The 20,976-nt window shown below is 35.7% G+C and carries 19 protein-coding genes; 16 read left to right on the top strand and 3 right to left on the bottom strand.

The window, feature by feature from the left end; genetic code table 11:
• The first annotated feature begins 178 nt into the window (after positions 1–178).
• From OO775_RS14060 to OO775_RS03235, 4 genes are all read left to right on the top strand, one after another.
• Positions 179–412 carry a hypothetical protein gene (locus OO775_RS14060; protein ID WP_309297237.1) on the top strand — a complete coding sequence of 78 codons (234 nt, stop codon included), beginning with the start codon at positions 179–181 and terminating at the stop codon, positions 410–412.
• Positions 396–740, top strand: coding sequence for a hypothetical protein (locus tag OO775_RS14055; RefSeq protein WP_309297236.1), 345 nt, complete (start codon positions 396–398; stop codon positions 738–740). The genes OO775_RS14060 and OO775_RS14055 overlap by 17 nt, the downstream gene beginning before the upstream one ends.
• A 691-nt stretch (positions 741–1,431) precedes the next feature.
• Entirely contained in the window at positions 1,432–1,809 is a 378-nt protein-coding gene (locus OO775_RS03240; protein WP_264845573.1) for an HU family DNA-binding protein, read from the top strand.
• A gap of 474 nt (positions 1,810–2,283) precedes the next feature.
• Complete coding sequence (locus OO775_RS03235; RefSeq protein ID WP_264845572.1) at positions 2,284–3,939, top strand: ribonucleoside-diphosphate reductase subunit alpha; 1,656 nt, start codon at positions 2,284–2,286, stop codon at positions 3,937–3,939.
• A gap of 86 nt (positions 3,940–4,025) precedes the next feature.
• Here the strand turns inward: OO775_RS03235 and OO775_RS03230 are convergent, their stop codons facing one another.
• Positions 4,026–4,478 (bottom strand): type I restriction enzyme HsdR N-terminal domain-containing protein, encoded by a 453-nt coding sequence (locus OO775_RS03230; protein ID WP_264845571.1) that lies wholly within the window; start codon positions 4,476–4,478, stop codon positions 4,026–4,028.
• A 61-nt stretch (positions 4,479–4,539) separates the two neighbouring features.
• Here OO775_RS03230 and holA point away from each other — a divergent pair, with 61 nt between their 5' ends.
• The 4 genes from holA to OO775_RS03210 all read left to right on the top strand — a co-directional run bounded on the left by holA (position 4,540) and on the right by OO775_RS03210 (position 9,056).
• On the top strand, positions 4,540–5,541 hold the full coding sequence (gene holA, locus OO775_RS03225; protein ID WP_264845570.1) for a DNA polymerase III subunit delta: 1,002 nt from the start codon (positions 4,540–4,542) through the stop codon (positions 5,539–5,541).
• Between the two features lie 166 nt (positions 5,542–5,707).
• Positions 5,708–7,519 carry a BatD family protein gene (locus tag OO775_RS03220; RefSeq protein ID WP_264845569.1) on the top strand — a complete coding sequence of 604 codons (1,812 nt, stop codon included), beginning with the start codon at positions 5,708–5,710 and terminating at the stop codon, positions 7,517–7,519.
• A gap of 49 nt (positions 7,520–7,568) precedes the next feature.
• The gene (locus OO775_RS03215) at positions 7,569–8,228 is read left to right on the top strand and encodes a hypothetical protein (RefSeq protein ID WP_264845568.1); all 660 of its coding nucleotides are present in this window, start codon (positions 7,569–7,571) and stop codon (positions 8,226–8,228) included.
• 84 nt (positions 8,229–8,312) lie between these two features.
• The gene (locus OO775_RS03210; protein ID WP_264845567.1) at positions 8,313–9,056 is read left to right on the top strand and encodes a tetratricopeptide repeat protein; all 744 of its coding nucleotides are present in this window, start codon (positions 8,313–8,315) and stop codon (positions 9,054–9,056) included.
• A gap of 52 nt (positions 9,057–9,108) precedes the next feature.
• On the opposite strand, the gene OO775_RS03205 is transcribed toward OO775_RS03210, so the two are convergent.
• Both OO775_RS03205 and pruA read right to left on the bottom strand, forming a co-directional pair.
• Positions 9,109–9,930: a universal stress protein gene (locus OO775_RS03205; protein WP_264845566.1), complete on the bottom strand. Its 822-nt coding sequence runs from the start codon at positions 9,928–9,930 to the stop codon at positions 9,109–9,111.
• Between the two features lie 100 nt (positions 9,931–10,030).
• Positions 10,031–11,659 carry an L-glutamate gamma-semialdehyde dehydrogenase gene (pruA, locus tag OO775_RS03200; protein WP_264845565.1) on the bottom strand — a complete coding sequence of 543 codons (1,629 nt, stop codon included), beginning with the start codon at positions 11,657–11,659 and terminating at the stop codon, positions 10,031–10,033.
• Positions 11,660–11,847: 188 nt separating this feature from the next.
• Between pruA and OO775_RS03195 the strand changes: the two genes are divergently transcribed.
• The 8 genes from OO775_RS03195 to pyrF all read left to right on the top strand — a co-directional run bounded on the left by OO775_RS03195 (position 11,848) and on the right by pyrF (position 20,943).
• On the top strand, positions 11,848–13,566 hold the full coding sequence (locus OO775_RS03195; protein WP_264845564.1) for a putative transporter: 1,719 nt from the start codon (positions 11,848–11,850) through the stop codon (positions 13,564–13,566).
• A gap of 80 nt (positions 13,567–13,646) precedes the next feature.
• The gene (gene ribD / locus OO775_RS03190) at positions 13,647–14,687 is read left to right on the top strand and encodes a bifunctional diaminohydroxyphosphoribosylaminopyrimidine deaminase/5-amino-6-(5-phosphoribosylamino)uracil reductase RibD (protein ID WP_264845563.1); all 1,041 of its coding nucleotides are present in this window, start codon (positions 13,647–13,649) and stop codon (positions 14,685–14,687) included.
• On the top strand, positions 14,684–15,301 hold the full coding sequence (locus tag OO775_RS03185) for an IMPACT family protein (RefSeq protein WP_264845562.1): 618 nt from the start codon (positions 14,684–14,686) through the stop codon (positions 15,299–15,301). The genes ribD and OO775_RS03185 overlap by 4 nt, the downstream gene beginning before the upstream one ends.
• 11 nt (positions 15,302–15,312) lie before the next feature.
• On the top strand, positions 15,313–16,362 hold the full coding sequence (gene aroC / locus OO775_RS03180) for a chorismate synthase (RefSeq protein WP_264845561.1): 1,050 nt from the start codon (positions 15,313–15,315) through the stop codon (positions 16,360–16,362).
• A gap of 311 nt (positions 16,363–16,673) precedes the next feature.
• The gene (locus OO775_RS03175; protein WP_264845560.1) at positions 16,674–18,602 is read left to right on the top strand and encodes an LTA synthase family protein; all 1,929 of its coding nucleotides are present in this window, start codon (positions 16,674–16,676) and stop codon (positions 18,600–18,602) included.
• Positions 18,603–18,783: 181 nt separating this feature from the next.
• Complete coding sequence (deoC, locus tag OO775_RS03170) at positions 18,784–19,449, top strand: deoxyribose-phosphate aldolase (protein WP_264845559.1); 666 nt, start codon at positions 18,784–18,786, stop codon at positions 19,447–19,449.
• A 106-nt stretch (positions 19,450–19,555) separates the two neighbouring features.
• Positions 19,556–20,110 carry a DJ-1 family glyoxalase III gene (locus OO775_RS03165; RefSeq protein WP_264845558.1) on the top strand — a complete coding sequence of 185 codons (555 nt, stop codon included), beginning with the start codon at positions 19,556–19,558 and terminating at the stop codon, positions 20,108–20,110.
• Positions 20,107–20,943: an orotidine-5'-phosphate decarboxylase gene (gene pyrF, locus OO775_RS03160; protein ID WP_264845557.1), complete on the top strand. Its 837-nt coding sequence runs from the start codon at positions 20,107–20,109 to the stop codon at positions 20,941–20,943. The genes OO775_RS03165 and pyrF overlap by 4 nt, the downstream gene beginning before the upstream one ends.
• The last annotated feature ends 33 nt before the right edge of the window (positions 20,944–20,976 follow it).

Raw genomic sequence — 20,976 nt, 5'->3', positions numbered from 1 at the left:
CGTATGAAAGAAAACGAATGTTTTATTGAAAATTGTTTATCATCGTAACAAACGCTCTTTATCATACCAATATTAAATAAGGTTCTTTTTAAGAAAAAAACAAAGGAATTTGTTAGTATAGAATAGCTGCAATATGTGTCATAAACAAAATGTTTTAGCAACCAAAAACCCATGTAATATGAAAACCAACGCAACCATTGTTTGTATTGTTCTGTTCTGTACAAAGAGTTACTCTCAGATGGTTTTCTCAGAGAACTTGAACACGTACATAGATAGCACGAAGACTATTCAGGGAATGATTTCGCCTTTTTTTGAATTTAAAACGGAGAATAAAGATGTTAGTACGCTCAAAAATTTGGCAAACATCAATCTTCTTATCAAAAAGATAACGGGTTGTGAATCTAATCAATAAGTTCGAGTTGTCCAAATACGGAGAGCAAGTTACCCTAAGCAGTGGGTATGTTCATACCGAATATCGGCATCTGATAGGCAAAGCCACCGAAGTATATCCGTATTTCGAATCGCAGTGGGCAGAAAGTCGTGGTATACCTTTTAAGATTTCGACCGGATTACAGTCGCGATTTCGTTTGTTTCATAACCAAAATCATCTGCTATTTACCAACGTAGCCTTGTTTTTTGAATATGAAAAATGGCGTGTCGTTCCAGAGAACACTCCTGAAATTGCAGAAGAAAGCCGTAGCATCAAGCTACACATTCCCTTAGCTATAAGTACGTTCTAAACAAGAGATGGAAAACTATTCTGACGGGGATTTTCCAAACCAAACCCGATACACAATTTGTAAAACCTCGATATGCGGGCGCTATCGACTTGAAGTATTACATTACAAATCATATCGGATTTAGAGCCGGATACCGAGTTATTTACGATACCGCCCCGATTGTTCCTGTACCTAAAACGTACACAACCTTTGAAACAAGCTTAGATTTCTTGTTTTAGCTACGAAGAAAAATGACACACAAAGCTTGGTTTTGTTAGCTAATATCGAAAGAAAAAATGAGTTTGCTTAAAGCGTTGTAAATGAATGATTTGCATAAAGAGTAAAAAAGCTCTTGATGTTTTTGCAGAAAGCTCCGTATCTTTTTGTGAAAAGTTCCTGATGTTTTTGCAGAAAGCTCCGTATCTTTTTATAAAAACCTTTTGATGTTTTTCAAAAAGAGAACAATGTAGCTTTTACAAAGCATAAAATATTTTAGCAAAAAGAAGTGTATCGTTTAGGTTTTTGGTAAAGAAAAAAGAATTATTTGCAACGAAAGCTTATTTGAAGTAATGAAAAACAAAAGAGTGAAATATTTATTAAAACATTAGATGTTCTTACTTTATTTTTGTATCTTTGTCCGAAAGATAAGATTGGATACAACGCAAGTTTGTTGTATGAAAATCAGTTTGTTTAATAAAAAAATTAGTGTTTTATGCCAGTGAAAATTAAAGCAGTGCAGAAAAGAAACCCGCAGAAACCCACCGAACCTGCTAAGTGGTATCCGCAAGCTGTGGGAGATGGAGAGACAAACCTTAGCGACTTGGCGGCTTACGCTTCGGCGGTTTCAACCGTGTCCAAAGGTGATATTTTGGCAGTACTCGAAACTGTATTGACCAAAGTTAGTCAAGATTTATCAGAAGGAAAAATAGTAAGAGTAGGCGAGTACTTTACGCTTCAAATGGGTGTAACGGGCAATTCTTCCGAAAAAGAAGAAGAAGTTACCGCAGCCAAAGTAAAGTCTGCTCATATTCTCTTTCGCCCAGGCAAGATGCTTGGCGATATGGTAAAACTTGCGACCTTCAAGAAATAGTTGTTTAAACAAGACGTTTCTTAATAAAGAAATTGTCTTTTACAGAAGCAGGCTTGCATTCTTAGCCATAACATCGCAGACCTGTTTCTTTTAACCAATAGCAAAACATAACGAACAAACCACTTAATTCACTTACAAATACTTAGTGGTGTCAAATTATCTAACTCAGCACGGGTGTTTTCGTTGCTTAGCAACGACCTATTTGTAGCGAAGAATTTCGTAACAAGTTAAGAAGCTTTTATATTTTTTATCCAAATAAAAACGGACAAACAACTACTTAGGTGTGCTTGCTTGTGGTAAGCGACCCTAGTACAGGTTTGCTCCTTCGGATAAAATTTTTATCTTCAAAAGTGTTTTTCATTTGAAGAAATATAGCTCACAAACCTATGCTTTTACCATAAAGCATATCATATTTTAATAGAAAAATCAATAAAAAATATAATATAACGCATCAGTATTACTGAACTTACTAATATGAATGAAGAAGCAAACATATGGTGGCTCAATGAAGAGTCCGAACAAATTCTAAACAGAGGCTATTTGCTCAAAGGCGAAACCGTAGAAGGAGCTATCGAACGCATAACGAGTGCTGCTGCTCGCCGTCTGTACAAACCAGAGTTACAACCCGCTTTCAAAGAGATGATAACCAAAGGTTGGATTAGTTTCTCTTCGCCCATTTGGGCAAATATGGGAACAGAACGCGGGCTTCCCATCTCGTGTTTTAACGTACATGTGCCGGATAGTATTGAAGGTATTACGCATAAACTCGGTGAAGTAATTATGCAAACCAAAATAGGGGGCGGTACTTCCGGATACTTCGGTGAGCTTCGCTCGCGTGGAGCTGCCGTTACAGACAACGGAAAGTCCAGTGGCTCTGTTAGCTTTATGAAGCTCTATGACTCAGCTATGGACGTAGTCTCGCAAGGAGGCGTACGTAGAGGTGCTTTCGCTGCTTATTTGGATATTGACCACCCCGACGCCGAAGAATTCTTGCAAATACGAGATATTGGCTTCCCAATACAAAATCTTTTCTTCGGAATATGCGTTCCAGATTATTGGATGCAAGACATGATTGACGGAGATATAGCCAAGCGTAAGCTATGGGCTAAGGTGCTTGAGTCGCGCCAGCAAAAAGGAATGCCCTACATCTTCTTCTCCGACAACGTAAATCGTAATCGCCCACAAGTATATAAAGATAACAATTTGCTCATACGAGCCAGTAATCTTTGTTCAGAGATTATGTTGCCTTCTAGCGAAGATGAGTCGTTTATATGTTGCTTGTCTTCAATGAATTTGGCTTTGTTCGATGAGTGGAAAGATACCAAAGCAGTTAAATTGGCTATTTACTTCTTAGATGCTGTACTCTCGGAGTTTATTGAAAAGACCAAAGGTAATTACTATTTGCAATCTGCTCGTAATTTTGCTATCCGACACCGCGCATTGGGATTGGGAGTGCTTGGGTATCATTCGTATTTACAACAGAATATGATTCCTTTTGAAAGCTTTGAAGCAACACAATTCAACGCACGAGCGTTCCGACATATCCAAGAAGAAGCCGAAAAAGCTACCCGCGAGTTGGCGCATATCTACGGAGAACCCGAACTACTCAAAGGCTACGGCAGACGCAATGCTACGTTGCTCGCCATTGCTCCCACTACATCAAGTTCGGCAATACTTGGGCAAGTTTCACCAGGTATTGAGCCGTATGCAAGTAATTATTACAAAGCAGGCTTGGCAAAAGGGAATTTCATTCGACAAAATCGCTATTTGAAAACCTTACTTCAAGAAAAAGGAATTGACAATGAGGAAACGTGGCGTGGTATAATGCTCAATCACGGATCGGTACAACATCTAAGTGAACTTACCAAACATGAGAAAGATGTTTTCAAAACCTTTAAAGAAATTTCACCAATGGAAATTGTAACCCAAGCCGCTCAACGTCAGCAATACATTGATCAAGCACAGAGTTTGAACCTAAACATACCTTCAACTATGCCTATCAAAGATGTTAATAAAGTAATTATCGAAGCCTGGAAGCTCGGAGTCAAAACGCTCTATTACCAACGCAGTCAGTCGGTTTCCAAAGAATTGATGGTTAATTTCATAAATTGTAGTAGTTGCGAAGCGTAAAATTCGTTTGATATTTGATACAAAATAAAAAGAGCTGCTTGTGAGTAGTTCTTTTTTACTATCAATAAGCTAAGCAGTAAGAAGAACTATGAACTTGTTTTCGGGAAAAAAGGAACTTGTTTAAGAAACAAAAAGTGTTGGTTTGTGTAATCAATTTGACAAAAGAAATGTTGCAAGCCGTTGGTAACCATTAAGTTATTAGCTTTCAAAGTAAGATTGTATCGTGCTATTTGGTCGAAAACCTCTTGTGTTATTTCTACCTCAGGGGCTTTGCACTCTACAAGCAGAAATAAACGCCCATCGGGAAGATACACCACAATATCGTACCGCTTAGTCAGTCCATTTAAGGTTAATTTCTTTTCAATACTAATAAGACTTATCGGATAATTATGAGCTATCAAAAAGTGAATCACGTGTTGTCTTACCCATTCTTCAGGTTGAAGCACAACAAATTTTTTCCGAATAATATCGAAAATATATGGCTTATTTTCACTACTTTTGAACCGAAATTGATAATCAGGAAAATTTAATCTTTGCATAGGACAAATATCTGAATAAAAAAACTTTCTCCAAAGTAAAAGAATAAAAAAATAATAATTTATGAACGAAGCTCAACAAATTATAACCCAAATCCAAAAAGGAAACCTTTCATCTGTTTATTTCTTGATGGGTGATGAGCCTTTTTTTATTGATATGATAAGTAATTATATCGAAGAAAATCTCCTTTCGGAAATGGAAAAAGCTTTTAATCAAATGGTAGTTTATGGCAAAGATATAGCGGTAGATACTCTAATTAACTATGCTCGTGAGTTTCCTATGGGGGCAGAAAAGCGTGTTATCATCGTTAAAGAAGCCCAAGAGCTTAGCAGAACTATTGAACAACTCTCGGTATATGTAGAAAATCCTACCCCAACAACTATTTTGGTGATTTGTTATAAATATGGTAAAATAGACGCGCGTAAGAAACTTGCAAAAGAACTGAAAAAATATGTACTCTTTGAGAGTAAGAAACTCTATGAAAATCAAGTGGCTACTTGGATACCTTCTTATCTGAAAACCAAAGGGTATTCAATTTCGCCTGTTGCTATACAACTTTTGGTTGATTTCTTAGGAACCGATTTGAACCGAATAGCCAATGAACTTAACAAACTAAGCATTATCTTGCCCCAAAATATAGAAATTACCCCCGATGTTATTGAGAAAAATATCGGAATTAGTAAAGAATTTAATGTATTTGAACTTCAAAATGCCTTAGGAAACCGCGATGAAGTAAAAGCAGTTCGTATTGTAAAATATTTTTCTGAAAATCAGCGAGATAATCCATTACCACCAATTATAGCTAATTTATATAATTATTTTGAAAAACTTCTAATTTATCACGGAACAAACGATAAAACAGAAGCTAATTTGGCAAAAGTATTGAAAGTTAATCCGTATTTTGTAAAAGATTATCGTTTAGCTTCTCAATACTATCCGATGAAAAAAGTAAGTCAAAACATTGCATGTATCCGCCAGACTGATGTTAAAAGTAAAGGTGTAAATAGCGGAACAATCTCATATGAAGACTTGTTGAAAGAGCTAATTATACAGCTAATTCGTTAATCTTTCTTTTATAAAGATGGCTAAAATTAAAGATATAAATAAACAAAAAATATACCCAAAACAATCATAATTTTGGATGTAATGATAAAATTTTTTACAAAAACAATTATCTTTGCATCGTTTTTCATACACAAAGTAACGATTAACTTATCGAAATCAATTGATAATGAAGTATATTCAATATTTTTTATTTGTTTTTTTATCACTTACAACTTTCTTCGGTTTTGCTCAATCGGAAGTTGAATTTAAAGCCGAAGTCAGTCGAAAAACTTTGGGACAAAACGAGCGTTTGCGAGTAGAGTTCTCAATGAATAAAGATGGTGATAACTTTTCTCCGCCCAATTTTGATGGTTTTCAAGTAATTATGGGGCCTAGTCAATCAGTGTCCAATTCGTGGATTAACGGGAAGCGAAGTTTCTCAAAATCATATATTTATATACTTCAGCCACAACGAAAAGGCAAACTGACCATCGGAGTTGCTTCTGTAGAGATAGAAGGTAAGCAGCATTATACTAAATCTATTTCGGTAGAGGTGGGCGATCCAGTAAAAAATCCACAAAATCAATCTGCAAATACGAATCCTCGTTCATCAGGATTTCCATTTGGTTTTGACCCATTTTTTGAAGAAGATACCTCAACAGACCAAATACCCGAAGTAACCAAAGACCAAATTTTCGTTTCGGCAGAAATCTCAAAAACAAATCCGTATTGGAATGAACCTATTTCAATTGTTTATAAAATATATCTGTCAGATAACTTAGGAATTAGCGGATTTGAAGAAGTGTCAAGCCCAAAGTATCTGAATTTTGTAAAAGAAGATATTCCAATAAAGCGCCCTGAAATAGAAAATTGTACATACAATGGTAAAAATTATCGCTGTATTGTAGTAAAACGAGTTGTTCTTTATCCACAAAAGTCAGGACAATTAGCTCTTGAACCTCTCTCACTTTCTGTCGGTTTGCAAGTGCCAACCAATAGAGTTGATATTTTCGGTCGTAGGCAGCTTGTATCAATGACTAAAAATCTGTCCGCAGGCAACCAAATTATTAACGTAAAAGAATTGCCCGAAGAAGGAAAACCCGCTAATTTTTCGGGAGCCGTTGGTAGTTTTACGATGGAAGCTAATTTGTCTAAAAAAGAACTTAAAGCCGATGAAACATTAGGGGCTAAAATTATCATTTCAGGAAAAGGAAATTTCAAACTTTTTGAAATGCCAAAACTGAATTTTCCATCGGCCTTAGAAGTATATGATCCAGAACATAAAGAAGAAGTAACAACTTCACTTTCAGGACTTCAAGGAAAAGTAACCGATATCTATACGATTGTACCGCAATACAAAGGAAAATACCCGATTCCATCAGTATCGTTTAATTTTTTCAATCCTGAAACAGGAAAATACGTAACCCAAGAGTCTGGCGAACTTCTTATTGATGTTATTGAAGGAGCAACTTCGAATCAAGTAGCTCAAAAACAAGATGTTACGCCTGTTGAGGCATTTCGTTTTTTGAAACTGAAACCCGATTTGCTTCCAATGGAACAAAAGGCATTCTTCGGATCGGTAGCTTTTTATTTGTATTGGTTGTTGCCATTGTTGCTTATTCCATTGGGAATTTTCTATTGGAACTGGCGTGAAGTAAGACAAAATGATGCACAAGGCAATCGTATCCGTAGAGCGAACCGATTGGCTAAAAAATATTTGTCATCAGCTAAGAAAAATTTGGGACAAAAAGATGCCTTCTACGAATCGCTCGAACGAGGATTACACAATTATCTTAAAGCGAAATTACATATTGAAACATCGGAACTTAGTAAAGAGCGTATCCGAGAGCTTTTGAGTGAGAAAACAATCCATACAGAACCAATAGAAGACTTTTTACGGCTACTTGCTAATTGTGAAATGGCTCGTTATTCGCCTTATACTCAGACCGATATGCAAAACGATTACCAGAAGGCTACACAGGTTATTTCAATTTTGTAAGACATAGAAGACAGCAGAAACTTTAACAAAAAGTAATTTTAGCAAATAAATGAATATTTTAGAACGCTTTGATAAACCTTTTGAATATGCTAGTGTCTTGCAAACAGTTACTTTGGCTTTTGCATATGGATATTTGTGGTGTTTTGCTACCGATCAAGATGCTTACAGAGTATATAGTTTTGTTGTTTTGATGCTTTTTGAGTTTATAATGGTACATTCTGGAATATTTATGGTGTTTTTACCTCCGAAATATTCTATTTGGTTATTTTTTATGATATATGGCTTGTTTGCTTGGGGTTTAAATGCATCACTTCGTATAGGAGATAACACTATTTTGATAATATACCTAACAACGATTTTAACTCGTATGCGCTTTGCATTTTTCAATGTTAATAAACAGATAAAGCATAGAATAATTCTAATGTCTATATTTGCTGCAAGTATTTATTTTATATTATTGATGGGATCAGTATTTGTAAATAAAATATTACCACCATTTGCTCTGGATGAAACATTCAGTAAATCAGAGGCTTACTTGCAAGTAAAAACGGCAGAGGGACTTTTGATAGACAAACCTTATATACTCATTTTTATGGGATTTTTGTATTATAGTACGATATCAATAGTTGATTTTCGTTTGTTACAAAATAAAGAGTTGGTAAATCGTTATTTTCATAGCTCAGAAAAGAAATGTAAGAAAAAAAAATAATTAAGCATTTGAACAAATGGCTGTTTTATACAAAGCATTATTACCTATTCTTTGAAAAATATATAGTTTTTTAAAAATAAAATGATGAAAAAAATAATTTATATTCTGTTGCTAATTACAACTTTTGTCAATGCTCAAAATTCGCTATTTGAACAAGGACAAAAAGCCTATAGTGAAGGAAAATATCAACAAGCGATAGATGCTTATATGCAAATTTTGGGAGAGAAAAAGCACTCTACAGCATTGTATTACAATTTAGCAAATGCTCATTACAAAAAAGGTGATGTAGCACAAAGTATTTATTACTACGAAAAAGCACTGCAACTTTCACCTACTGATTCAGATGTACTTAATAATCTGAAATTTGCCCAACAAATGACCATTGACAACATAACTCCTTTGCCACAAACATGGTTTGCTAAGATAGCAAAACGTATTACTTCGTGGCATTCTGCTGATAATTGGGGCATACAAGCTATTGTGTGTATGGTATTGTTTGTTGTGAGTTTTTTGGCATATTATATGTTGGAAAAAGTTTGGCAAAAACGTTTATATTTTACATTGATGATTGTTTTTGTAACGATTTCAGTAGGGAGTTATTGGATTGGTAATATTGCCCAGAGAGAGCAACAGAGTAATCGTTATGGAATTTTGTTTGATAAAGTAATCCATGTGTACGCAGAGCCTAACACGTATAGCCAAGAGATTTTTACACTCCACGAAGGTACCAAAGTAGAAATTATAGACCAACTTAGCGATTGGTTCAAAATAAAAATTGCAGACGGGAAAACGGGTTGGGTAAAAAATTTGAGTGTAAAAGTTCTGTAACAAAAAAAGTTTTATGAAGACAATGCTTCATAAAACTTTTATAATTATCAGATTACAGTTTAATAGTAAGAACGGGTTTGTCAGAATGATTGACAATATCTTCACTTATACTTCCATTGAAGAAATGCGCAATACCACTTCTGCGGATAGGAAACATACAAATTAGATCACTTTGATGGTCTTCTGCAAAATTGATAATTCCATCTTCAATCCGAAAATCATTGTACCAGTGTGTGTTGTGTGATCGTATTTCTTTATGGCTTGAAGTAAATTCTTCCATAAATTCTTTTATCTCACGACTGGTTCGAAACGCATAAGGTGTATTGATATACACAAAATCAATCTTAGCACCAATCATTTTGGCAAATTCGACAGCCTTTTGAAAAGCATTCTCATATTTTTGAGAGAAATCACAGGCAAAAACAATCTTTTTTAATGTTTTTATGTCCGTTTTATCTTTGATAACCAAAACAGGTACTGATGCTGAACGTACTACTTTTTCTGCATTTGAGCCAATGAAAATTTCTTTAGCTCCCGTAGCTCCCGTAGAGCCCATTACAATAAGGTCTATAAATCCTTTTTCGATAATATTTTCAACACTATCAGCTATAGAATTAGTCTCCAATACAGGAATTACATTAACCGATTTGTTGGTAACTTGTTCTGATACTTCCGCGAGTTTTTTTTGTGCTGTTTTTATGAAAAACAAAGCCTCAGGAAGTTCTGAACTTGACCGAGTAGTATAACGTACAGGAAGTTCAACACAATGCAAAAGTGTAATTTTTGCTTTGTTTTTTTTAGCTAATTGAACAGCTACATCAAGCGCTTGGTTTGATTTTTCTGAAAAATCAACCGGTACAAGTATATTATTCATATCTATAAAAATTTAAAGGTTTGACAAAAGCTTTTTCTTGAAACCAAAGATACGAAAATATTTAAAAATAAGCAATAGTTTTATGTCTTTTTTTTAAAAATTATTCTTTATCAAGGAAAGGGTATCGATAATTTTCAGCAGGTACAAAAGTTTCTTTGATAAGCCGAGGCGAAACCCAACGAAGTAAATTTTGTGCAGACCCTGCTTTATCGTTTGTTCCAGAGGCTCTTGCCCCTCCAAAAGGTTGCTGCCCTACAACAGCTCCAGTAGGTTTATCATTGATGTAAAAGTTGCCCGCAGCATCTTCTAATTTCTCAATAGCTTGACTAAGAGCATATCTGTCTTGCGAAAATACAGCACCTGTAAGGGCGTATTCAGATGTATTATTCACCAAATCTAAGGTTTCTGTCCATTTATCATCTTCATATACATAAATTGTAACCACAGGACCAAAAAGTTCGGTTGTCATTGTTTCGTACTGAGGATTGGTCGTTACAATTAGAGTGGGTTCTATAAAGTAACCTTTGGATTTGTCGTATTTTCCTCCTGCAACTACTTGGGCTTGGTCAGAGGCTTTGGCTCTATCTATGTATGATGCCAATTTGTCAAATGATGCCTCGTGAATAACTGCCGTTATGAAATTTTCAAAATTAGAGGGAGCTCCCATTTTGAAAGAAGCAATATCTTTTTTAACCAAAGAAATAATTTCATCTGATTTTGATTTAGGCAGATACACCCGTGAGGCAGCTGAACATTTCTGTCCTTGATATTCAAATCCTCCACGAGTAATGGCTGTTGCCACTTGTTGTGCATGAGCCGAAGGGTGTGCAATGATGAAATCTTTTCCACCGGTTTCTCCTACAATGCGTGGATAGGTATTGTAAGTATGTATTTTATTTCCGATTTCTCTCCAAATATCTTGAAAAACAGATGTTGAACCTGTGAAATGAATTCCTGCAAACTCAGGTCTGTTTAAAATAGTATCAGTTATCATTTTGGCATTTCCATATACGACGTTAATTACCCCGTCAGGAAGTCCTGCTTCTTTGAAAACATCAACAATTACTTTGGCTGAATATACTTGTTTATCGCTTGGTTTCCAAACAACTACATTGCCCATCATAGCAGCACTTGCAGGTAAATTACCTGAGATAGCCGTGAAATTAAAAGGAGTAACAGCATATACGAATCCTTCCAAAGGTCGATATGAAACATAGTTCCAGATTCCTGCTGAAGATTCAGGTTGTTGGTTGTAAATATCAGCCATATATTGGACATTGAATCGAAGAAAATCAATCAATTCACAGACTGAATCAATTTCAGCCTGATGAATTGTTTTCGATTGTGCAATCATCGTTGCTGCATTGATTTTGGCTCGGTAAGACCCTGCAATAAGTTCGGCAGCTTTCAAGAAAATGCTTGCTCTTTCTTGCCAAGGAAGTTTTGACCATTTTTTACGAGCTTCCAAAGCTGTTTCAATAGCTTTGGTTACGATTGTTTCATCAGCCAAATGATATGTAGCCACTACATGCTTATGGTCGTGAGGAGGGGTTACTTTTCTCGTATTGCCCGTACGAACTTCATCAGCTCCGATATATAGAGGAATATCAATAACCGAATGAAATAATTGGTTATATTGTTCTAAAACTTCTTTGCGTTCAGGAGAACCTGTAGCATATGATTTTACAGGCTCATTGACAGCCTTTGGGATTTTGAAAAAACCTTTCATAAGAATTTATATTGAATTAAACGTTAGCAAAAATACGATTTCTTTTTTAAAAAAAGAATTTTTAAGTATTTTTCTTTTTTGTAATTATCGTTTTCGTAAAATCTTCTTATGACAGACAAAAGTTCTTTTTATTTATCCGAAAAAAAACTTGTATATTTGCCCAGAATTATGTAAAATTTTATCTTTTTATGGACAATGTAATTGCTTTTTTACCTGATTGGATTGAAAAATTATTTACAGATCATCACAGCCCAGCCTATACAGCTATTATCTATGCTTTTGTAATTGCAGCAGGGGTTGCTCTTGGTAAAGTTCGTATTTTTGGTATTTCTTTTGGAATTACTTGTGTGTTGTTTATGGGAATTTTGGCAGCTCATTTTGGTTTTGTAGTAGATGGGCATATACAGCATTTTGTTAAAGAATTCGGACTAATTTTGTTCGTATATACAATAGGTTTGCAGGTAGGGCCTGGTTTTTTTGCTTCGTTTCAGCAAGGAGGGCTTAAACTCAATAGTTTGGCCATACTCTCGGTGATAACCTGCGTAATAACAGTCATTGTTCTTCATTTTACTACGGGAACACAAATGCCAGAATTGGTAGGAATTATGTCAGGAGCAGTAACCAATACTCCTGGATTAGGAGCTGGGCAACAAACTATTATTGATGTTATGGGAACTAGAGGAATACCCCAAGAGACTATTGATGGGGTGCTTTCCAACGTTTCCAACGGATATGCAGTAGCCTATCCCTTTGGGGTTTTGGGGATTATAATAGTAATGCTTTTTCTCAAATCCGTTTTGAAAGTTAATCTTGATGCTGAAAAGCGACTTAATCAATGGAAACATAGCAAAAATATATCAAGTGTTGATAAAATTGCAATTAAAGTTGAAAATCCGATACTTTTTGACAAAAATATAATGATTATTCGTCAAACTTTGGGTATGAATTTTGTGATTTCAAGGTTATATCGAGATCAGGAAGTACTTTTGGTAGATAAAGATACGATTCTTCGAGAAAAAGATATTTTACTTTTGGTTGCTAGTCCGAAAGAATTTGAGCGACTTAGTACACTTATTGGTTCAAAAAGTGATGTTTCGTTATTCAGTGAAGAACATACCAATATTGTTTCGCGTCGAATGAATGTTACCAACAAAATGGCATATTCTAAAAAATTGGAAGAATTCGATGTACGTGAACGTTTTGGGGTTACGATTAGTCGGGTTTATCGTGCAGGAATTGAATTTATTCCTGATGGAGATACTAAACTTCAATTTGGCGATACAATTACGGTTGTGGGAGACGAGGCACACATTCGTATGATTGAAAAAGTTTTTGGAAATTCTAAAAAACGAATGGAAACACCGCATATTGCTGAACTCTTCTTCGGAATTGTTCTTGGTGTTTTATTGGGTTCTATTCCGTTTCATATACCAGGTATTCCGTTTCCTGTAAAACTCGGTTTAGCAGGCGGTCCTCTGATTATGGCAATTTTGGTAAGCCGTTATGGAGGGCGTTTTTCGGTTACACATTACGTTTCCCATAGTGCCAATTTGATGGTACGTGAAATAGGAATTGTGTTATTCTTGGCAAGTGTCGGTTTGGGAGCAGGAGCTGATTTTGTTAAGACACTTGTTGAAGGTAATGGTCTAAATTGGATGCTTATGGGTGCAGTTATTACGCTTGTTCCTTTGATTGTAGTTTCATTGGTAGCTCGTTTTTATTTACGACTGAATTTTCTTGAAATATGTGGATTACTTTCAGGTTCGCAAACAGACCCACCTGCTTTAGCTTTTGCTCACGATGTTACGGGTTCTGATGCTCCTGCTGTTACGTATGCAGCCGTGTATCCACTCACGACCTTTATGCGTATTATGATTCCGCAGTTGTTATTAGTTTTATTTTATTAAAAATAATAATTTTGGTTAGAAGGCGTGATTTTTCACGTCTTTTTCTTTTTATTACTATTGAAAATTGTATATTTGCACTTATGGAACACGAAAAATATATGCAACGCTGCTTGCAATTGGCTCAAAACGGATTGGGAACTACATATCCAAATCCGATGGTGGGTTGTGTAATTGTTCATAAGCAAACGATAATAGGTGAGGGGTGGCACTATATAGCGGGAATGCCTCATGCCGAAGTAAATGCAATTTCTTGTGTGAAAAATCAACAGATACTGCCACAAAGTACTCTATATGTAACGCTTGAACCTTGTAGTCATTTTGGGAAAACTCCACCTTGTGCCGATTTAATTATTAGTAAAAATATCAAAAATATCGTTGTTGGAACCAAAGATACTTTTTGTGAGGTTTCAGGCAAAGGGATTGAAAAATTACGAAATGCAGGTTGTAAGGTAGAGGTCGGAATTTTAGAAGAACAATGTCGTAAGATAAACAAACGATTTTTTACTTTTCATAATAAAAATCGTCCATATATTATCTTAAAATGGGCAGAAACTGCTGATGGTTTTATTGCTCCTACTGTTAGAGATACGAAAAATCCTATTTGGATAAGTGGAAGTCTTTCTCAACAAATAACTCATAAATGGCGAAGTGAAGAACAGGCTATTTTGGTTGGGAAAAATACGATTTTGGATGATAATCCTGCGCTTACTACTCGACATTGGGCAGGAAAAAATCCGCTGAGGTTAGTTATAGATGCTGACTTGGAAATTCCTTTGTCTTTTTCTGTTTTTGATGCAAAAACACCAACAGTCATTTTTTCTTCCAAAGAAAAAAAATCAGTGGATAATATAGATTTTCATCGAATTGATTTTCATCAATCAGTTCCAAAGCAGATTTGCGAATACCTTTTTGAGCAAAAAATACAAAGTGTCATAATAGAAGGAGGAGCTTTTACTTTACAACAATTCATAGATGCTAATCTTTGGGACGAAGCACGTGTTTTTATTGGGAAAAGCATTTTTGAGAAAGGAATAAAGGCGCCTATGTTGCTTGCCGTTCCACAGAAAAAAGAAGCTATTGGTGATGATTTGTTGCTTTGGTTTGAAAATCAAAAAATATGACTGAAAAAGATACATACCGAACTATAAAAAATCCTATTTCAGAAGTTGTTTTCAAGGATAAAAGTAGCAAATTTTTAGGATATGCTTTTCCTATATCATCAGAAGATGAGGCAAAACAATATTTGGAAATTGTTAAAAAAGAACATTTTTCAGCTCGTCATTGGTGTTATGCTTGGCAATTAGGCAAAGACAAAAAGCAGTACAGAGCTAATGACGATGGAGAACCTAATGGTACGGCAGGTCTCCCAATCTATGGGCAAATACTATCCTTTGACTTTACCAATGTATTAGTTATTGTTGTACGATATTTTGGAGGAATAAAACTCGGTGTTGGAGGTCTTATCAATGCGTACAAAACAACTGCTCAATTGACATTGCAAGAGGCTATTGTTGAAGAGAGAACAATTAACCAGATTTTTGAAATTAAATTTGATTATAAGAATATGAATAAGGTAATGCGTATAATTAAAGAAAGAAATCTCTCGGTAATTAGTCAGAAAATGGAATTGAATTGTTATATTTTGATTGAAGTACGCAAAGCAGAAGTGTCTCGTGTATTAGAAACTTTTAATCAAATGTATGAAGTATCAATTATAGAAAAAGAAAACTTATAAATTTTGTAAAAATGGCTGGAAATATATTTGGAAATACTTTTCGACTGGCGACTTTTGGCGAATCGCATGGTGAAGCTATTGGAGGCGTAATAGATGGCTGTCCGCCAGGAATTATACTCAATTTAGAAGCTATTCAAAATGAACTAAATCGGCGGAAACCAGGACAATCTTCTATTGTTACTCAACGAAAAGAAACCGATAAGGTTCGTTTTCTTTCAGGAATTTTTGAAGGAAAAACCACAGGAACTCCTATTGGATTTATTATTGAAAATGAAAATCAACACTCAGAGGATTATTTGCATATAAAACAAGCGTATCGTCCCAGTCATGCCGATTTTGTATATGATAAAAAATACGGATATCGCGATTATCGAGGTGGAGGACGAAGTTCTGCTCGCGAAACAGCCTGTCGGGTAGTTGCTGGAGCTATTGCCAAACAAATCATTCCACAGATACGTATTATAGCCTATGTTTCGGCGGTTGGTAATCTTTCGTTAGATAAACCATATAATCAACTTGATTTTAACAATATAGAAAAAAATGCTGTTCGTTGTCCTGACCCACAATTGGCAATGCAGATGGAACAATATATTAAGCAAATTCGCAAAGAAGGCGATACCATTGGTGGCATTGTAACCTGTGTAATTCAAAATGTTCCCATAGGATTGGGAGAACCAGTTTTTGACAAATTACAAGCAGACTTGGCAAAAGCAATGCTCTCGATAAATGCCGTAAAAGGCTTCGAATACGGAAGTGGTTTCGAGGGAACAAAACTCAAAGGTAGTCAGCACAATGATAATTTTAATTCTGATGGAAGTACTCAAACAAATTTTTCAGGAGGCATACAAGGAGGTATAAGCAACGGAATGGATATCTATTTTCGTGTGGCTTTTAAACCTGTGGCAACTATTATGCAACCGCAAAAAACCATTGATACCAACGGAAATATAGTTACTATACAAGGAAAAGGAAGGCATGACCCTTGTGTTGTACCGCGTGCCGTACCTATTGTAGAGGCGATGAGTGCCATAGTGCTTGCTGATTATCATTTGAGAATGTAATTTAGAAAGGGATTTAAAAAGTATGATGTACGAAAAATAAATATTGTTTGCCAGGCTAAACAAAATTCTCCTCCTTACTTAATATTATTTCTTGATTTTGCTCAAAATGACAAGAAGTTTAGCATTTGTTAGAAATGATACTTTTCATTTTTGATGATAAAATTAAACACGCTTTTTATAACACAATCTTAAATAGAGTGATATGAAAAAAGGTCATATAATCGTGTTAATATAAGAAGCTAAAAAACTATTAAAATTTTCACAGAGTTTTATTTATTTCGTACCTTTGCCTGATTTTAAAAACAATCTGAATGAAAAACTTGCGATGGCGAGAATATCTCGTATTATTGTATCGTATTTTGTTGGTATATGTATTTTATTTCGTTGCTCGATGTTTGTTTTTGTTTTTTCAGAAAGAAACAATGGGCGACCTTTCTTTTGCTTTGATTTCTAAGTTGTTTTACTACGGAATAGCCTTTGATACTACGGCAATTTTGTATGTAAACTTACTCTTTATCTTGTTAAGTATCTTACCTTTGTGGATAAACACACAGGCGTATTATCAGAGAATCGTTTTTTACACCTATTTTATTACCAACACATTGGCTTATGCTACCAATTTTATTGATATGGTTTATTATCCGTTTAGCAAATCAAGGCTGACAACGGCATCAATGGCAGTGGTAGAAAACGAACAAAATAAAGGAACATTCTTTCTGACATTCTTAACTATGTACTGGTATATGCTTGTTTTGTTTGCCGTACTGATATGGATATGGATTTTTCTGTATAAAAAGATAAAAATTCACCCACAGAAAGTAGAAAAAACAAGCACATATCTTATCACATCGCTAATTGGTTTTTTGATAATTGGGCTGGGTACGTTGGCAGGTATCCGTGGGGGCGATTTGGCAACGGCAACTCGCCCTATCAATATACTTGATGCAAGCCGTCATGTAACGCTTTCGGCACATGCCGACGCTATTCTCAATACGCCTTTTACTCTAATTCGTACTATCGGAAAGAACAAAGGGTTCAAAGAATATCAGTTTGTAACTCAGCAGTATATAGAAGAAAATATACACCCTATAAAAAATTATACGCGAGTGGTAGAAACCAAACCCAACGTAGTGATTTTCATCTTGGAGAGCTTCGGGAGAGAATACTGGGGAAGTATGAATACCGAACGTAAAATACCTGATTTTCTATCTTATACACCTTTTTTGGACTCGTTGGCGCAACATTCGGCTGTGTTTGACAATGCGTATGCCAATGGTCGCCAGTCCATACACGGAATGTCTTCTATCTTGGCGGGGATACCGACCTTTCAGGTAGCTTATACGTCTTCTCCTTTTGTGAAACAACCCACGCAATCAATTGTTTCTATTTGTAATGAAATGGGGTATGATACTTCTTTTTTCCATTCAGCTCCTAATGGTTCGATGGGTTTTCTGGGGTTTTCTAATATTTTGGGTTTCAATCATTACTACGGAAAAAACGAATATAACAATGAGGCTGATTATGATGGAATATGGGGCATTTGGGACGAACCCTTTTTCCAATTTATGAATAGAACAATCTGTACCAAGAAACAGCCTTTTATGGCTACGATTTTCACCCTTTCGTCTCATCATCCGTTTAAAGTTCCAAAACAATACGAAGGAAAATTTGACAAAGGACACCTAGACATACATCAGTGTATCGGATATACGGACTATGCCTTGAAGCAGTTTTTTCAGAGCGCCCAAAAAGAGGATTGGTTTACCAATACAATATTTGTTTTCACTGCCGACCACACCAATCAGGTGTATTATAATGCATATAAACAGCCTATAACTGGTACGGGCGTACCTATTATGTTTTATAGTCCGAATGCCGATTTAGTTCCAAAAGGAATTTCGCACCAGATAGCGCAACAGATTGATATTTATCCTACATTGGTTGATTTGTTGGGCTATGAAAAACCTTTTCGGTCGTGGGGAAGAAGTCTTTTTTCGGACAAAGAACCTCCACGAGCATATATTTCTAATGACAAATTTTACCAACTGATGCAAGGAAATTATATTCAGATAATGAATACCGATGGACAACTCAACGGAATTTATAGAATTGATGATGAAGCCTTGAAGAATAATTTGCTTGATAAAGAAATAAATACAGAAATAGATAAAACCACTACCGATTTAAGAGCTTTTATGCAAGATTATATGTATCGAATTATCAATAAAAAATTGCAATAAATTGCTCTCGGGGGGTACCGACGGCATAGTTAAGCCGGTAAAAAGCGCTCTCGGGGGGTACCAACAGCATAGTCAAGTGGGTAAAAAGTACTGTCGGGGGGTACCGACAACCTAAAAAATAAAAAATCAGTAGAAAAATAAGAAATAACATATAATAAATAACAATTAACAATCATTGATTATGAGATTAGAAAAATACATTGACCATACGTTGCTAAAACCTACGGCAACCAGTTTAGATATTGAAAAACTTTGTAACGAAGCTATGGAATACAAGTTTTTTTCAGTATGTGTTAATAGTTGTTATGTGCCATTGGCAGCAGAACTTTTAAGAAATTCGGACGTGAGTGTGTGTAGCGTAGTGGGCTTTCCTCTTGGAGCGATGAGTACTCGCGCTAAGCTATTTGAGGCAGAGCGAGCCCTTACCGATGGCGCTGACGAAATTGATATGGTGCTTAATATCGGTTGGCTCAAATCAAAACGGATTAACGAAGTGTTGCAAGAAATTAGTTTTATCAAAAATGAAACTGGCAAACGCATATTGAAAGTTATTCTTGAAACCTGTTATTTGGACGAAACAGAGAAAAAATTGGCTTGCAAACTATGTGTTGATGCCGGAGCCGATTTTGTCAAAACATCAACCGGCTTTGGTAGTGCAGGAGCTACCTTTGAAGATGTAAAACTTATGAAAAATGCTGTAAAAGGTGATGCCAAAGTAAAAGCATCAGGAGGTATTCGCGATAGACAAACCGCTATGGACTACATTTATTTGGGGGTAGATAGAATAGGAACTTCTAACGGAATAGCCATTGTAACAGGTGATTCTTCAGTACAATCGGGATATTAACAAAGAAAATACACAACTTTGCCCTCCCGAGTAATTAAAATAATTAGGAAAAATAAAAAAAATTCGAACAAAAAATAAAAATTGAAAATCAAAAAATAAAAAAATAATGGAAGTAGTTGTATTTATAACAGATGGAGTAGAGGAGATGGAGCTGGTAGGTGTCGTTGATATACTTCGCAGAGCTCAAATATCCGTACAAATAGCTTCAATGATAAACAGGCGTAAGATAAAAGGAGCTAATGGCATTACTGTTTTCACTGATACGCTTTTCAATCAGGTTGATTTGAATAATTGCCAAATGATTGTTCTTGCTGGTGGAGAGCAAAATGTAATGTCTCTCAAAGAAAACGAACGTTTGTTAGAAATTATCCGTCAGTTCGATGCAAAACAAAAGTATATTGCAGCTATTTGTGCCGCTCCACTGGTATTGTCGCAGGCTGATATTCTGAACAATCGTATAGTTACTTGCTATCCGACCTTTGCTGGTGCGATAGATAGTAAAGAAGTTTCGTCTGAACCGGTGGTTGTTGATGGGCATATTATCACAGGCAAGAGTGTTGCCAGCGTTTTTGAATTTGCTTTAACCTTGGTCGAGAAACTTTATGGTGTTGAAAAACGAAATGAAATCGCTCAGAGAATGATTTTTACACAGAAACCATGAAGCATTTTTCTATAACTGAGTTGGTAGAGCAAATTCGCTCGAAGCAATCATTCCTTTGTATTGGTCTTGATACCGATTTAGATAAGATACCCAAGCACTTACTTGCCGAGAAAGACCCTATTTTCGAGTTCAACAAAGCCATTATTGATGCCACACATCACTTAGTGGTCGCTTACAAACCCAATACCGCTTTCTATGAAGCTATGGGAACTAAGGGGTGGGTAGTTCTTGAAAAGACAATCGATTATATAAATAGAGCGTATCCGGATATTTTTACCATTGCCGATGCCAAGCGTGGCGATATAGGTAATACCTCGGCGATGTATGCCAAGGCTTTCTTTGACGATTTGCAATTTGATAGTGTAACGGTAGCCCCGTATATGGGCAAAGATTCAGTAGAACCTTTTCTTAGATATCCGAACAAAGTTACCATTCTGCTTGCTTTGACCTCCAATCAAGGGGCTTTTGACTTTCAAACTCAACCTGTAGCCAATCAAGCATTGTACAAAAAGGTATTGGAAACCTCTCAAAAATGGGAAGGTAGCCAACAACTGATGTATGTAGTGGGAGCAACCAAAGCCCAATATCTTAAAGAAATACGCCAGATAGTGCCTGATAATTTTCTGTTGATTCCAGGTATCGGCGCACAAGGAGGAAGCCTAACCGAAGTCTGCCAGTGGGGGCTTACACAAGAGGTTGGTCTTCTGGTCAATGCCTCTCGGTCGGTTCTTTACGCATCATCTGAGCTTGATTTTGCACAAAAAGCTACCAATGAGGCTTTGCAAATACAACAACAAATGAAAGAAATACTTATTCAACATCATCTCGTATAATCTTTTTCTTTTATATAAAGGTCAAAAATAGCG

The organism is Capnocytophaga catalasegens, assembly GCF_026005215.1.
GTDB classification, from domain to species: Bacteria; Bacteroidota; Bacteroidia; order Flavobacteriales; family Flavobacteriaceae; genus Capnocytophaga; species Capnocytophaga catalasegens.
This window is presented reverse-complemented; position numbering and strand designations above follow the sequence as displayed.

Bases quoted from the DNA above. Each gene is read 5' to 3' on its own strand.
- OO775_RS03220 (WP_264845569.1), top strand. From the start codon at position 5,708: ATGAAGTATATTCAATATTTTTTATTTGTTTTTTTATCACTTACAACT.
- OO775_RS14060 (WP_309297237.1), top strand. From the start codon at position 179: ATGAAAACCAACGCAACCATTGTTTGTATTGTTCTGTTCTGTACAAAG.
- pyrF (WP_264845557.1), top strand. From the start codon at position 20,107: ATGAAGCATTTTTCTATAACTGAGTTGGTAGAGCAAATTCGCTCGAAG.
- aroC (WP_264845561.1), top strand. From the start codon at position 15,313: ATGGCTGGAAATATATTTGGAAATACTTTTCGACTGGCGACTTTTGGC.
- OO775_RS03185 (WP_264845562.1), top strand. From the start codon at position 14,684: ATGACTGAAAAAGATACATACCGAACTATAAAAAATCCTATTTCAGAA.
- OO775_RS03195 (WP_264845564.1), top strand. From the start codon at position 11,848: ATGGACAATGTAATTGCTTTTTTACCTGATTGGATTGAAAAATTATTT.
- OO775_RS03215 (WP_264845568.1), top strand. From the start codon at position 7,569: ATGAATATTTTAGAACGCTTTGATAAACCTTTTGAATATGCTAGTGTC.
- OO775_RS03165 (WP_264845558.1), top strand. From the start codon at position 19,556: ATGGAAGTAGTTGTATTTATAACAGATGGAGTAGAGGAGATGGAGCTG.
- ribD (WP_264845563.1), top strand. From the start codon at position 13,647: ATGGAACACGAAAAATATATGCAACGCTGCTTGCAATTGGCTCAAAAC.
- OO775_RS03205 (WP_264845566.1), bottom strand. From the start codon at position 9,930: ATGAATAATATACTTGTACCGGTTGATTTTTCAGAAAAATCAAACCAA.
- OO775_RS03240 (WP_264845573.1), top strand. From the start codon at position 1,432: ATGCCAGTGAAAATTAAAGCAGTGCAGAAAAGAAACCCGCAGAAACCC.
- OO775_RS03175 (WP_264845560.1), top strand. From the start codon at position 16,674: ATGAAAAACTTGCGATGGCGAGAATATCTCGTATTATTGTATCGTATT.
- deoC (WP_264845559.1), top strand. From the start codon at position 18,784: ATGAGATTAGAAAAATACATTGACCATACGTTGCTAAAACCTACGGCA.
- OO775_RS03230 (WP_264845571.1), bottom strand. From the start codon at position 4,478: ATGCAAAGATTAAATTTTCCTGATTATCAATTTCGGTTCAAAAGTAGT.
- holA (WP_264845570.1), top strand. From the start codon at position 4,540: ATGAACGAAGCTCAACAAATTATAACCCAAATCCAAAAAGGAAACCTT.
- OO775_RS03210 (WP_264845567.1), top strand. From the start codon at position 8,313: ATGAAAAAAATAATTTATATTCTGTTGCTAATTACAACTTTTGTCAAT.
- OO775_RS03235 (WP_264845572.1), top strand. From the start codon at position 2,284: ATGAATGAAGAAGCAAACATATGGTGGCTCAATGAAGAGTCCGAACAA.
- pruA (WP_264845565.1), bottom strand. From the start codon at position 11,659: ATGAAAGGTTTTTTCAAAATCCCAAAGGCTGTCAATGAGCCTGTAAAA.